Source organism: Thalassobellus sediminis (assembly GCF_044386045.1).
GTDB lineage: Bacteria > Bacteroidota > Bacteroidia > Flavobacteriales > Flavobacteriaceae > Thalassobellus > Thalassobellus sediminis.
On record NZ_JBISCD010000037.1, the window covers coordinates 192,676 to 207,287 of the forward strand.

The following is a 14,612-nucleotide window of genomic DNA, read 5'->3' on the forward strand; positions in this document are numbered from 1 at the left end:
TAACACATAAAATATGAGACTATCTATTTCTCTTTTTACTCTTCTATTATTTGCTTCACAAATAGCAACTTGTCAAGTAAGTAAAAAATCAGCTAATAAAATTAGACCTTGGGAAGATCCAGAAGTATCAGGAATAAATAGAATGCCAGCTAAGGCTACCTCATTTTCATTTCCTAATGAAATAGCGGCTATAGAAAACACTAAAGAAACTTCAGGAAGATATCAACTATTAAATGGAGACTGGAAATTTTTATGGAGGCCAACTCCAGATGGTATACCATCTGGAGTTGAAAAACCGTCATTTAACGATTCAAACTGGAAAACAATACCAGTACCTGCAAACTGGGAACTAAATGGTTACGGTACTGCTTTATACACAAGTGCTGGCTATACATTTAGTCCTATTGAACCTCCATACACACCAGAAAACGATAACCCCACAGGTGTTTACCGAACAACGTTTGAAACACCTAGCAATTGGAAAAACATGCAAACAACACTCACTTTTGGTGGCGTTAGTTCTGCATACTATGTTTGGTTAAATGGTGAGTTATTAGGGTATAGTGAAGACAGTATGCTACCAACGCATTTTGATGTTTCACCTTTTCTTAAAGAAGGCAAAAATGATTTAGTAGTAAAAGTTTATAGATGGAGTGACGGAACCTATTTAGAAGATCAAGACCATTGGAGACTTAGCGGTATTCATCGTGATGTTTACCTAACTGCGGCTCCAAAAGTCCAGTTATACGACTTTTTTGTTCAAACAGATTTAGACAAAAATTACGAAGATGCTATTCTTAAAGTACGTCCGAAAATAAAAGCTTTTAATGGCACTTCATTAAAAGACATAACATTAGGCATGAAACTGTTTGATGAGAATAGCAATAATATTCTTAAAGACACCACACGAATTACTGCCAATAACATATATAATGAAACCTATTCGCAACGTGGTGAAAACGATTTTGCTTTAATACAAGCATCTGTGAAAAACCCTAAAAAATGGAGCGCTGAAAATCCGAATTTATACACTTTAGTTTTCGATTTAAAAAATAAAAACGGGGATATTCTTGAAACTAGAAGCACCAAAGTAGGTTTCAGAAACATTGAAATTATTGATGGTGAACTTTTTGTAAACGGGCAATCTGTTTTATTATATGGAGTTAATAGACATGACCACGATCCTATAAATGGTAAAGTTGTTAGTGAAGCCTCTATGACTAAAGACATATTAACCATGAAACAGTTCAATGTAAATGCTGTAAGAACATCACATTACCCTAATAACGAAATATGGTATGAGTTATGCGACAAATATGGTATTTATTTAATAGACGAAGCTAACTTAGAAACACATGGATTAGGAGGTAAACTAAGTAACGATGTGGCATGGTCTGGAGCTTTTTTACAACGAGCAATCCGTATGGTAGAACGGGATAAAAACCATCCTTCTATTATATTTTGGTCTTTAGGAAACGAATCTGGATCAGGCTTTAATCATGATACCATGGCGCATTGGATTAAAGATTACGATAATACACGTTTTATACATTACGAAGGAGCACAAACCACAGGAGGAAAACACAGAGTAGAAAATAAGATTTTAAAAGATCCAGACTATGTCGATATGGTTAGCCGTATGTACTCTTCTCTTGATTATATGGTTCGTATGGCGGAATATAAAGAAGAAACCAGGCCCATTATATATTGTGAATATGCTCATTCCATGGGGAATTCTACTGGAAACTTATTTGAATTTTGGGATGCTATTCGTTCACATAAAAACATGATTGGAGGTTTTATTTGGGATTGGATGGATCAAGGTTTATTACAAAAAAACAAAGACGGAATTGAATATTACGCTTACGGAGGTGATATGGGTGATGCTGAACTTCCTAATTCTTCAAATTTTTGTATTAATGGTATTGTAGATCCTGCAATTAATCCGAAACCAGCGTTATGGGAATGTAAAAAGGTTTTTCAACCTATAAAAATTACAGCATCAAACATTGATTCTAAAGAATTTGAAATACTGAACAGACATAATTTCGATAATTTATCAAAGTTTAATTTGAACTGGCAACTTCAAGAAGATGGAAAAACCATTCAAAAAGGAATTATTACATCTTTTAACTTAGCTCCAAAACAGACTTCAAAAATTTCAATTCCTTATAAAACTCCTAAACTAAAAGCTGGGGCAGAATATTTTATTAGAATTGGTTTTAGTTTGAAAGAAGATGAAAGTTGGGCTAAAAAAAATCATGAGGTTGCTTGGGAACAAATAAAACTGAATTATAGCAAAGACTTTAAAACGTCTAAAAAATCAAACACCCCTATTGAAGTAAATGACAATTCCGTAAAAGGTAAAGACTTCCTTGTTCATTTCAATTCTGAAACAGGATTATTAGATAACTATACCTTTAAAAACAATCGACTAATACAAAACGGTTTAACCCCTAGTTTCTGGAGACCAGATACCGATAACGATCATTTAGGAGGTAAAACATATAAATCCTTAGCTATTTGGAAAGAAGCATCTGAAGTTCGTGCCTTAAAAACATTCAATATAACTAAAGAAAAAAACTCTAAGGTTGAAGTAAAAAGTGTGTTTGGTTTTGAAAATACAGATACGACCATGAAAATTAAATATAGTATAGATAATAAAGGACGTATTTTAGTAGAAACTACCTTTAAAGGAAATGATAGCTTACCAATGCTTCCTAAATTAGGACTTCAATTAAAAACGCCAAAAGCTTTTGACAATTTAACTTGGCTTGGTAAAGGACCTCACGAAAATTACATAGATAGACAGTTAAGTGCCGATGTTGGACTTTATAAAGAATCTGTTTTAAACGATTACTATGCTTATATAAGACCACAAGAAAGTAGCAATAAAACAGAAGTACGATGGTTTGCTTTAACAAACTCAAAAGGCATTGGGCTAAAAATAACAGGTATTTCAAAAAACTTAAGTGTTAGTGCATGGCCTTATTCAACGAATGATATTGATGAAGCTCAACACACCTACAATTTGGTATCAAGAGATTTTATAACCGTAAATATCGATTACAAGCAAATGGGGCTTGGTGGAGATGATAGCTGGTCTTTAAACGCACTTCCTCATAAAGAGTTTAGAATACCTTCAAAAGATTACTCATATAGCTTTTTAATAGAGCCTATTCTTAATACTAAAACCATACAAAGAACTAATACTACTGGATTAAATTAATAAGCTTCATACTAATTCATAATTTTAAAAGTTATATTTTTGATAATTCATACAAATAATACAACTATTCATTAATGAAGCGCCTTATATATTTAGTTTTTACCATCAGTTTTTTAATGCTTTGGAGTTCTTGTCGTAAAGATTTTGATTTTACACCAAGTACAGGAAGTTTAGAGTTTTCAAAAGACACCGTGTATTTAGATACTGTATTTAATAAAACAAGCTCTAGTACTTATAACTTAAAAGTATATAATAGAAGTAATGAAGACATTCTTATTCCTTCTATAAAACTAAGCACAGGCGAAGCTTCTAATTACAGATTAAACGTTGATGGATTAGCAGGCAAAACCTTTCAAAACATTCCAGTTTTAGCAAAAGACAGTATTTTTATTTTTATTGAAACTACTGTAAATAATAGTAATTTTTCAAATCTAGATGGCACATTTTTAAACACAGATCAAATTGAATTTGACACTAATACAAACCTTCAAAAAGTAGAGTTAGTTAGTTTAATTCAAGATGCTGTTTTTATTTATCCTGATAGAGACAATACAACTAAAGTAATTGACAATCTTCAACTTACCATAGGAGGTGAACTTTATGAAACCGATATAAATGGTCGTGAGTTATTACCAAATGAACTTACGTTTACAAACGACAAACCTTATGTTATTTATGGTTTCGCTGCGGTTCCTAATAACGAAACATTAACCATTGAAGCTGGTGCTCGTATCCATTTTCATGAAAACTCTGGTTTAATAGTTGGAGAAGGTGCTACTCTTAATGTAAATGGTAGTTTAAGTGCCGATCCAGAATTATTAGAAAACGAAGTTATTTTTGAAGGCGACCGTTTAGAGCCTGATTATTCAGATGTTCCTGGACAATGGGGCACCATTTGGTTTTTTGATGGCAGTATAAATAATACTATAAATTACGCCACTATTAAAAATGCTATTGCGGGAATTTTATGTGATGGTAACCCAAATGAAATTAATAACAAACTAACTATTACAAACTCACAAATATATAATTCAAGTAGTTATGGTATTTTAGGAAGAAACACCTCTATTAAGGGGGATAATGTGGTGATTAACAATAGCGGACAAGTATCGTTTGCAGGAACCATTGGTGGTAAATATAATTTTACACATAGTACACTCGTTAATTATTGGGATAATGGCTTTAGACAATTTCCTTCTGTTTTATTAAATAATTTCATTTTAGATGAAGAAAACAATGCCACACTAGCCGATTTAACTGAAGCTAATTTTAACAACTGCATTATTTACGGAAACGATAACCCTGAAATATTAGTGGACGAACTTGAAGATGATAATGTGGTTTTCAACTTTAAGTTTACTAATTGTCTTATCCGTTTTAAAGATGAAAACAATAATTTCACAGGTCCTAATTACGATTTAAATGATGCATCAAAATTTGAAGGAAACATTTTTAATGAAGATCCTAATTTCCTTGATACATCGCTAAACAAATTAATGATTGGTGACGAATCGGCTGCTATAAACAAAGGAAACGCTTCTTTTGCTACTCAAGTACCCGTTGATATTTTAAACGTAAATAGAACGGCTTCACCAGATTTAGGGGCTTACCAACATATTACATTTCCAGAGGAAGATTAAATGTTTTATGGTATGACAGAACTTCTCAAAAAACATATAGCTAAACATATAAATCATAACGAGAAGGATATTGAAGCATTCTGTAACTTGTTTCAACACAAAACTGTAAAAAAGAAAGACTTTTTATTAAAAGAAGGCGACGTATGTAAATTTGAGGCATTTGTAACAAAAGGCCTTTTTAAAGTGGCACATATTGATAAAAATGGCAATGAACAAATTCTTTATTTTGCTTCTGAAAACTGGTGGATAACAGATATTGATAGCTTTACAAATACAGTACCTTCTAAATTTACAATACAAGCTCTAGAAGATAGTGAGGTCTTTTTTATTTCTAAAAAAGATAAAGAGTATGCTTATAACCACTTACCTTTTATAGAAAAGTTATTCAGGATTATGACTCAAAAAACCTACGTTGCATTACAACGAAAGTTGATTAATAATTTGAGTAAAACCTCCGATCAAAGATATATTGATTTCATTGAAAAATATCCAAAACTAGCCCAAAGACTTACCAATATACAAATAGCGGCCTATCTTGGCATCAGTCACGAATTTGTTAGCAAGATCCGTAAAAAAATAGCACTCGGAAAATAACGAAATTACATTTATTGAACTTCTTCAATGTTTTTAATATACAATTAGCACACCTTTGTACCATAAAACACGAATAAAAAAGAAGTAAAATGAAACATTACTTATTGATATTACTTTGTTGGTTTTCCGTAAGTAATATTGAAAGTCAAAACTTAAAGACTATGAAACTAATTTATGTGATGGATCCCTTATGCGGATGGTGTTATGGAAATTCTATTAATACCCAAAAGCTCTATTCTGAATTTGAGAGCAAAATTGAATTTGAAATACTTCCTGCTGGCATGTGGACAGGAAATCAAGCTAAGAGACAAAATAAAAATATGGTGTCTTTTTTCGAGAAAGGCGACAAACAAATTGAACAATACACAGGAACACCCTTTGGAGAAGCTTATTTTGAATTTCTGAAAAACGAAACGATTATTCTAGACAGTGAAATCCCATCAAGAGCTATAGTTAGTGTAAAAAACATAGCGCCACAAAAAGCCATTCCTTTTGCTCTAGAAGTTCAAAAAGCAAGATATATGTTCGGTAAAGATTTAAATAACGTGCAAACATATGTTTCTATTTGTGAAACTTTAAGTATCGATGCAACAGTATTTTTAAAAACCTTTTCTTCCGAAGAAATAAAAAAGCAAACGCAAGAATCTTTTACAAAAGCTACAAAATACGCAAGCTCTTACCCTACATTATTACTAGAAAAAGATGGCGAATTATTTGTAGTTGAACAAGGTTATGCGCCATTTTCAAAAATTGTAGAAACCATTAATCAAATAATAAAATAAGCCTTATACCTATTTAAATTCTATTTATTGAACAAGTTCAATGTTTTAAAACAAAGCTATTCGCAACTTTGTATCATTAAATAGAAACAAATAAACATGAAACGAATTAATTTAACGATATTAGTAACAATCTTAACATTATTAAATATGGAAACACAAGCTCAAAGCTTCAAAACTATAGAAGCAAATAACTTAAAAATTCAAGTTTACAATGCCTCTGAAAACAGTTTTGGTGTAGCATCAGTTATAGTATCAGGAAAAACAGATGCCGTATTAATTGACGCGCAATTTACTTTAGCAGATGCCGAAGCTGTGGCTCAAGAAATTAAACAATCTGGTAAAAAATTAAGCACTATTTATGTATCTCATGGCGATCCAGACTTTTACTTTGGTTTAGAAGTTTTCAAAAAATACTTTCCAGAAGTTATAGTATATGCGGCACCAACAACTATTGAACATATAAAAGCTACTGCTCAGAAAAAATTGGATGTTTGGGGCGAAAGATTAGGCAACAACATTACATCTAATGTTATTTTACCACAAGTTTTAAAAGGTAATAGTATTGATTTAGAAGGTGAAAAATTAGAAATTATAGGTTTAGATGAATTTCCATCAAGAACATTTGTTTCGATTCCTTCAATTAAAGCTGTTATAGGTGGTATTAATGTATTTGGAACTAGCTTTAACTTATGGATGGCAGATGCACAAACAACAGATGTACGTAATCAATGGATTTCTGTTCTAAACAAAATAGAATCGTTACAACCAGAAATTGTTATTCCTGCACATGCAAACTCTAAATCAGCTTTAGATATAGCAACAGTAAAACATACAAAAAACTACATTCAGTTTTATGAAGAAGCCTTAAAAACGAACAAAACTTCGGAAGCTTTGATTGAAACTATTAAAACAGCATACCCAGAACTTACTTTTGAAATTGCCTTACAATTAGGGGCAAAAGTAAATACTGGTGAAATGAAATGGTAAAACACATCATCTGCAACTTGACAATATTAATAATGTTGTCAAGTTGTTCTTCTAATAATACAACAATGACAAACCTAGATATTATAAAAAGTACTTACGAAGGGAAAACTTCGGAAGAAAACGGCAAAAGCTTAGCTAAACATGTGGCTAAAGATATTGTATGGACAGAAGCTAAAGGTTTTCCCTATGCAGGAACTTATATAGGTTTAGAAAGTATTACTAAAAATGTATTTAGCCGTTTAGGTAGTGAATGGATTGATTACAAATTTACACCAGAAGATTATATTGCTAATGAAGATAAAGTAGTTGCCTATGGCACATATTCTGGCACTTACAAAGCAACCAACAACTATTTTGAAGCCAGAGTAGCCCATGTTTGGAAATTGAAAGATGGAAAAATTATAAGTTTCGAACAATTTGTTGATAGCCAACCTGTAAATAACGCTATACTATAAAAACAATAACTTCGCTTACCGAATCATATAAATTGTTCAGATTGAATTTATTTCAGTATTAAAACGATTTCATATCAACGTAGTTATGGTCAATGCGAAGAAACCTACGAACAGTCATTACAAACCCCAGTCAGAACACAATTTGCATTTTGAACTTCATAGCCATTAGGAACTGCGTACTCAACAGGAACTTCCAGACATTCAATCGTATCACACGACAAACACCTAAAATGAAAATGATGTTGAATAACTTCTTGTGGATTCTCACATTTTTTACAAATGGCAAAATACTGTTTCCCGTCTTCTGCAACTATTTTGTGGACTATCTCATCCTCACAAAACCTGTTCAATACTCTATAAATTGTAGCTCTATTGATTTCAATATCCAACTTCCTTTCAATAGCATCTTGACTTAACGCCTTTCTTGAATTTAATAGTAAATTCAGGATTGCCTCCTTTGTTGGTGTATTTCTTCTATTCATACTTTATTGCGAATAAGTTGCAATAATACAAAAAGATTGTATATTTGTCAAAAACACTATTGCGACAATTTCGCATTTAATACGTAAATCAATAACAAGAAGAGAAATAATAAAACTATTTGGAACGTCAGGTTTAGCACTTACACTACCTAGACCATTAACTCTCTTTGCTCAATACAATAACAAAATGTATAAAAAAGAATTTGAAGTAATCATAATAGGCGGAAGTTATGCAGGACTTTCAACAGCAATGACATTAGGTCGTTCACTTCGCGAGACCTTGGTAATTGACGCAGGAAAACCGTGCAATCAGCAAACACCACATTCACATAATTTTCTAACTCAAGACGGAAGTAAGCCAAAAGAAATTTATGAAATTGGCAAAAGTCAAGTATCAAAGTACGACAGTATTAAATTCTATGACGGACTTGGAGTTAGTGGAAAAAGAAACAATAAAGGATTTGAAATAACTACTTCAAAAGGAGATGTTTTTACAGCAAAGAAATTGGTTTTAGCAACAGGAATTAAAGACTTAATGCCAGATATAAAAGGCTTTACAGAATGTTGGGGAATTTCAGTTGTGCATTGTCCATACTGTCACGGTTACGAAATAAGAAACAAAAAAACTGCCATAATTGCCAATGGAGAAAGAGCCTCACACCTTACTTCTTTGGTAAATAATCTAACGAAAGATATTACAATTCTAACTTCGGGAACTAAAGACTTTGATGAAAACGATATAAACATTTTCAAAGAAAAAAATATCCAAATCATAGAAAAAGAAATTTTATCCATTGAACATCAAAATGGACAAATAGAAAAAGTTGTATTCAAAGACGGTAATTCAAAAAGTTTTGATTGTGCTTATGGATCAGTCCCATTTAAACAAAATTCAACGATCGCAAATGACTTAGGCTGTGAAATAGATGAAAATGGCTATATAATTGTAGATTGGATGCAAAAAACTACTACTGACGGAGTTTTTGCCTGTGGAGATAATAGCACGTTTATGCGCTCAATAGCCAATGCAGTAAATTCTGGAAATACAGCGGGAGCTATGATTAATGGAGAGCTTAGTAAAGCTAAATTCTATGGCTAAAAAAAGTAAAAACACTACCTACAATTCAGGATATAGGAAACGTCCAAAAACAAAAAACCCCACTTAATAAAGCGGGATTTTCAATTTAATATATTGTGTATTTTAAAGTTTATACAAACAATGGTTTTCCAGCCATCATTGCATTTACTTTTGTTTTAACAGCTTCTAAAACAGCTTCATCTTCGAAGTTATTAATAACCTCATCAATTAAATCGACTATTCCTGACATATCAGATTCTTTTAAACCTCTTGTTGTAATAGCTGCAGCTCCTATTCTAATTCCTGAAGTTACAAATGGTGATTTATCATCAAAAGGCACCATGTTTTTGTTAACAGTAATATCGGCTTTTACTAAAGCTTGTTCTGCATCTTTACCAGATACATTTTTATTACGTAAATCGATTAACATACAATGGTTATCGGTTCCACCAGAAATAATATTATAGTCTTTAGCTACTAATGCTTTAGCTAAGGCAGATGCGTTTTCTTTTACTTGTAATTGGTAATGTAAAAAATCATCGGTTAATGCTTCACCAAAAGCAATCGCTTTAGCTGCAATAATATGCTCTAATGGCCCTCCTTGATTCCCTGGAAAAACCGCAGAATCTAATAAAGACGACATTTTACGTAAGTTTCCGTTTTTAAGTGTAATTCCGAAAGGGTTTTCAAAATCTTTCCCCATCATAATCATACCACCTCTAGGACCTCTTAAAGTCTTGTGAGTTGTTGTTGTAACAATATGACAATGTGGAAGCGGATCGTTTAAAATACCTTTTGCAATTAATCCTGCTGGATGCGATATATCGGCCATTAAAATAGCACCAACGCTATCTGCAATAATTCTGAAACGTTCAAAATCGATATCGCGAGAATAAGCAGAAGCACCAGCAATTATTAATTTTGGTTGCTCTTTAGTTGCTATCTCTTGTATTTTATCATAATTTAAAACACCTGTTTCCTGCTCTACGCCGTAAAATACAGGATTGTAAAGTTTACCAGAAAAGTTTACTGGAGAACCGTGTGTTAAATGCCCACCGTGAGACAAATCGAATCCTAATATTTTATCACCAGGCTTTAAACAAGCGTGATACACAGCTGTGTTTGCTTGACTTCCAGAGTGTGGTTGTACATTTACATATGCAGCTCCAAACAATGCTTTTGCTCTATCTATAGCAATTTGCTCTACTTCATCAACCACTTCACAGCCTCCATAATAACGTTTACCTGGGTAACCTTCGGCGTATTTGTTTGTAAGTACCGATCCGGCAGCTTCCATAACTTGTTCGCTTACAAAATTCTCTGAAGCAATCAATTCAATTCCATGTAATTGGCGCTCTTTTTCAGCTTGTATAAGTTCAAAAATTTGTTCGTCGCGTTGCATATAAAATATTGTTCTAGTTAAATATTTGGCAAAAATAGCAAATAGATTACTTAAATTCATCAAAAAACATTTATTTACCTCTAAGTTTTCAACCATTTTATCAACGGTTGAAAGAATTATATTTTTTAGGCTTTTTCATTGTTAAAATGAAAGGTGGCAAACTACATAAGTTCATTATTGATAACCGTACTATTACTAGTTAACATTACAATAAAGATGCTACTCGCATATATTTTAGTAAAACTTATAAAAAACGACTTTCTTTTACAGATAAAAGTAAGATTTAACTTTCTCAAACATATAAAAACCAATCATTTAATCGGATTTATTAGCGTTTTGTCTATATATTTTATATTTTGGCACCACTTTTGAAAGAGTAGACCAATAACCAAATATTTAACCTAATGAAATGAGCCTCTATAATTTTAGATACCCATCAAAATACTTAAAGGCGAATGACATCTGACAGTTAAAAAATGATAAAACCCAAACAGATGAAAAAATTATTACTTTCTACATTAGTCGCAGTTTCAATAATTGCTTGTAGCACGAGCAAACAAATTGAAAAATCACTTAGCTATGGTAATTACGATAAAGCTATAGCCGATGCTATTAGTAAATTACGTACCAATAAAAACAAAAAAGGAAAAGCCGACTTTGTTATCATGCTAAAAGATGCTTTTAATAAAGCAAGTGAACGTGATTTAAATGATGTAGCTTTTCTTAAAAAGGATCAGAATCCAGAAAATTATATTCGTATCTATGATAAGTTTGTTAACTTAAATAACAGACAAGAACGTATTAAGCCATTACTACCTTTATATGTAGATGGAGAAAATATTGATTTCAATTTAAAAAATTATGATAGCCAAATTATAACTTACAAGAACAATGCTTCTGAGCAAATTTATAAAAACGCTACTACCCTATTAAATTCTAAAAACAAATTGGATTACCGATTGGCTTATGATGAATTAAAGGAGATTGAAAACATAAACCCGAACTATAAAGATGTGCGTCAACTTATGGAAACGGCACATATTAAAGGTACAGATTTTGTTTTGGTAGATATGATTAATGACACTAGAAAAGTGATTCCGCTAAGACTTGAAGAGGATTTATTAAATTTTAGCAGCTACGGACTTAACAATTTTTGGTCGGTTTATCATGGTACTCCAGAAGATAAAGTAACATACGATTATAATATGCGTGTTAATTTAAGAGATATTAATATTTCTCCAGAACAAGTTAAAGAGCGTGAAATTATTAAAGAGAAACAAATTGTTGATGGATGGCAATATTTAGTTGGTGAAGACGGTCATGAAGTTAAAGATAGCCTTGGTAATAGTATTAAAGTAGATAAAATGAAGACCGTAAGATGTACATATTACGAATTTAAACAATTTAAATCTACACAAATTACTGGTAATGTAGAATACATGAATACAAAAACCAACCAGTTAGTAGATGCTTTTCCTATTACTAGTGAGTTTGTTTTTGAACATGTTTATGCAAACTCAAGAGGCGATCGTCGTGCTTTAGAAAACGCTCTTTTACACTTTTTAGAAAGACGTGCTGTTCCTTTTCCTTCAGAAGAACAAATGATTTACGACACAGGTGAAGATTTAAAACTACAGCTTAAGAATATTATTAATTCTTATGCTCTTTAATAAAAACAAAAACTCCCAATTTAATTTGGGAGTTTTTGTTTATTTCCAATAACCCATCAGTTAACCAATAGTATATAACTCAATAGCTTCTTGTTTGCCTCTTAATTCATTTTCTCCTAGTGATTTTATATTGAATTCTGTATCCAAATTCAAAACTTTAATTAAATCACCGGATATAAGAATATCAACATTGTAATAATTACAAAGAGACTGAATTCTTGCTGTTGCATTTAAAACATCTCCTGTAAAAATAATTTCCTTTTTTATGCTTCCTATTTCTCCTGTTGTAACTTTTCCTAAATGAAAACCTGCTTTAAAACTAGGAGCTAATCCAAAGTTTTTATAATACCATTCTTTGTGTTTTTCTAGTTGTGCTTTCATAGCATAAAAACAATGTATACAATTATTGTTTTTAACACCATCTTTATACGGCCACGATACAACAATTTCATCTCCTACATATTGATATATTTCACCTGAAAAATCAATTATAGGATTAGATATGTTATAATAATATTCTTTAAGTAGTTGAAAATATTTAATATGTCCAAGTTTTTCAGCTATACTAGTTGAAGACTTCATATCTAAAAACATAAATATGCGAGTTTCTTCTTTTGGCGTATGGTATTTACCTGTAAAAAAACTTATTAGAATACCATGTCCAATGTTATCGCTTATTTCAGCATAAAAAACAGAAACCCCTAAAGATACAGCCATTTGTAGTGCTGTACTCCAAAGTGTTAAACTCTTGAAAAAACTCGATAATTTCTCCCAAACTTTGGTATCAAAAACAGAAGTATCTAACTCAATACTAGCTGCAATTGGATAGGTAAAAAGTATAACTATAAATAATAAAGTCCCATAAATAAACAACTTACCAAATATCTTCTTTATAAAACTACTTTTAGTAAATAATCTATTTAAAAAAAACAATTCTACAGAACCTATAAGTAACCCTAACATTGTTACTGCTATACTTGCAAAAACGAATACGTTAAAATCCATTTTTATGGCACCAGAAGCGACATTTTTAGGAGATGCTGCATGCTCAACAATCATAAATACCATCCCAAATACAAACCAAATAAGTCCGAAAGGTAAAATTCTTTGAATATTTCGTTTTGCTTTAGGTGTAAGCATGGTATAAATTTATTACTAAAATTATGTTTTAAAATTATGAAATTAGTTTAAAACATCTTAATAGAAAAATAAGTTGATAGTCATGTTGAAATGAGGTACGATTGAGACATCGCATAAAACTAATCACCACTTTGCTGCATAAAGTCTGGAAAACCACTTTCTGTCCACTCTAAAACACGCGCCCTTGTTGCACGGTTAGGGTCTGATAATTCATCCCCTATAATAGCTTTATAATCGCGAGTGTGATAAATCAAAATATCCTTTTCTCCATCTTCTGAAGTTGTAAATGAATTATGCCCAGGACCAAATCGTTTTAATTCTTCATTAGTAGAAAAAACAGGTGCTGGAGATTTATACCAATTAGAAGCTTCTAATAAATTAGCATCTTCATTTATAGATAATAACCCAATACAATAATTATGATTTGTAGCACTAGCAGAATAGGCTACAAATATTTTTCCGTTTCTTTTTAATACTGCAGGTCCTTCGTTTACATTATACTTTACCTTTTCCCAACTAAAATCGGGTTCAGTTAAAATAACTTCAGGTCCTTTTAAAGTCGTTGGATTTTCCATTTCTGAAATTATTAATCCTGTACCATGCTTTTCTTTTGATACATTTTGAGCCCAAATTAAATAACGTTTTCCATTATGAACAAAAGTTGTGGCATCTAATGAAAACGAATCGCGTTGCGTTTTTATCTGCCCTTCTTCCTTCCATTCACCTTCCATTGGGTTTTCAGAATCATTAGACAATACCCACATTCTAATATTCCATTTATTTTCAGCTTCACCAGCTGCAAAATATATATACCACTTTCCATCTATCTGGTGCAATTCAGGAGCCCAAATATGATGCCCCATAACGCCTGTTTCATGCTTAAACCAAACGCTTTTCTCTTCTGCAGTTTTTAATCCATTGATGCTAGTCGCTTTTCTAATAACTATTTTATCGTATTCAGGAACTGTAGCTATTAAATAATAGATTCCATAATCTGTTTTATACACCCAAGGATCTGCACGTTTTTCTGCAATAGGGTTATCAAATTCAATGGTTTGCGAAAAAACAGTATTGGAAATAGTTAATAAGATAACTAAAACTAAAAAGCGTAATACATTCATTTTTAAATTTCTTTATAATAACGGTAAATATA

At 31.6% G+C, this 14,612-nt stretch carries 12 protein-coding genes; 8 read left to right on the forward strand and 4 right to left on the reverse strand.

What is annotated here, in order from left to right; translation table 11 throughout:
- Positions 1–13: 13 nt before the first annotated feature.
- The 6 genes from lacZ (at position 14) to ACH5TW_RS02665 (ending at position 7,687) form a co-directional block, all read left to right on the forward strand.
- A complete protein-coding gene (gene lacZ, locus ACH5TW_RS02640; RefSeq protein ID WP_439334930.1) occupies positions 14–3,229 on the forward strand; it encodes a beta-galactosidase, LacZ type in 3,216 nt (1,071 codons plus the stop codon).
- A gap of 74 nt (positions 3,230–3,303) precedes the next feature.
- Positions 3,304–4,869, forward strand: coding sequence for a hypothetical protein (locus ACH5TW_RS02645; RefSeq protein WP_439334931.1), 1,566 nt, complete (start codon positions 3,304–3,306; stop codon positions 4,867–4,869).
- A gap of 12 nt (positions 4,870–4,881) precedes the next feature.
- Positions 4,882–5,463: a Crp/Fnr family transcriptional regulator gene (locus ACH5TW_RS02650; RefSeq protein ID WP_439334932.1), complete on the forward strand. Its 582-nt coding sequence runs from the start codon at positions 4,882–4,884 to the stop codon at positions 5,461–5,463.
- Positions 5,464–5,624: 161 nt separating this feature from the next.
- A complete protein-coding gene (locus ACH5TW_RS02655; protein WP_439334933.1) occupies positions 5,625–6,245 on the forward strand; it encodes a DsbA family protein in 621 nt (206 codons plus the stop codon).
- Between the two features lie 96 nt (positions 6,246–6,341).
- Positions 6,342–7,232 carry an MBL fold metallo-hydrolase gene (locus ACH5TW_RS02660; protein WP_439334934.1) on the forward strand — a complete coding sequence of 297 codons (891 nt, stop codon included), beginning with the start codon at positions 6,342–6,344 and terminating at the stop codon, positions 7,230–7,232.
- Between the two features lie 65 nt (positions 7,233–7,297).
- A complete protein-coding gene (locus ACH5TW_RS02665; protein WP_439334935.1) occupies positions 7,298–7,687 on the forward strand; it encodes a nuclear transport factor 2 family protein in 390 nt (129 codons plus the stop codon).
- A gap of 104 nt (positions 7,688–7,791) precedes the next feature.
- On the opposite strand, the gene ACH5TW_RS02670 is transcribed toward ACH5TW_RS02665, so the two are convergent.
- Positions 7,792–8,169: a Fur family transcriptional regulator gene (locus tag ACH5TW_RS02670; RefSeq protein ID WP_439334936.1), complete on the reverse strand. Its 378-nt coding sequence runs from the start codon at positions 8,167–8,169 to the stop codon at positions 7,792–7,794.
- Between the two features lie 187 nt (positions 8,170–8,356).
- Here ACH5TW_RS02670 and ACH5TW_RS02675 point away from each other — a divergent pair, with 187 nt between their 5' ends.
- Positions 8,357–9,268 (forward strand): NAD(P)/FAD-dependent oxidoreductase, encoded by a 912-nt coding sequence (locus tag ACH5TW_RS02675; protein WP_439334937.1) that lies wholly within the window; start codon positions 8,357–8,359, stop codon positions 9,266–9,268.
- 109 nt (positions 9,269–9,377) lie between these two features.
- On the opposite strand, the gene glyA is transcribed toward ACH5TW_RS02675, so the two are convergent.
- Entirely contained in the window at positions 9,378–10,649 is a 1,272-nt protein-coding gene (gene glyA, locus ACH5TW_RS02680; RefSeq protein WP_439334938.1) for a serine hydroxymethyltransferase, read from the reverse strand.
- 494 nt (positions 10,650–11,143) lie between these two features.
- On the opposite strand from glyA, the gene ACH5TW_RS02685 reads away from it, so the two are divergent.
- Entirely contained in the window at positions 11,144–12,319 is a 1,176-nt protein-coding gene (locus ACH5TW_RS02685) for a hypothetical protein (protein WP_439334939.1), read from the forward strand.
- A gap of 60 nt (positions 12,320–12,379) precedes the next feature.
- Here the strand turns inward: ACH5TW_RS02685 and ACH5TW_RS02690 are convergent, their stop codons facing one another.
- Positions 12,380–13,459, reverse strand: coding sequence for an adenylate/guanylate cyclase domain-containing protein (locus ACH5TW_RS02690; protein ID WP_439334940.1), 1,080 nt, complete (start codon positions 13,457–13,459; stop codon positions 12,380–12,382).
- Positions 13,460–13,578: 119 nt separating this feature from the next.
- A complete protein-coding gene (locus tag ACH5TW_RS02695; protein ID WP_439334941.1) occupies positions 13,579–14,580 on the reverse strand; it encodes a glycoside hydrolase family 43 protein in 1,002 nt (333 codons plus the stop codon).
- Positions 14,581–14,612: the final 32 nt, after the last annotated feature.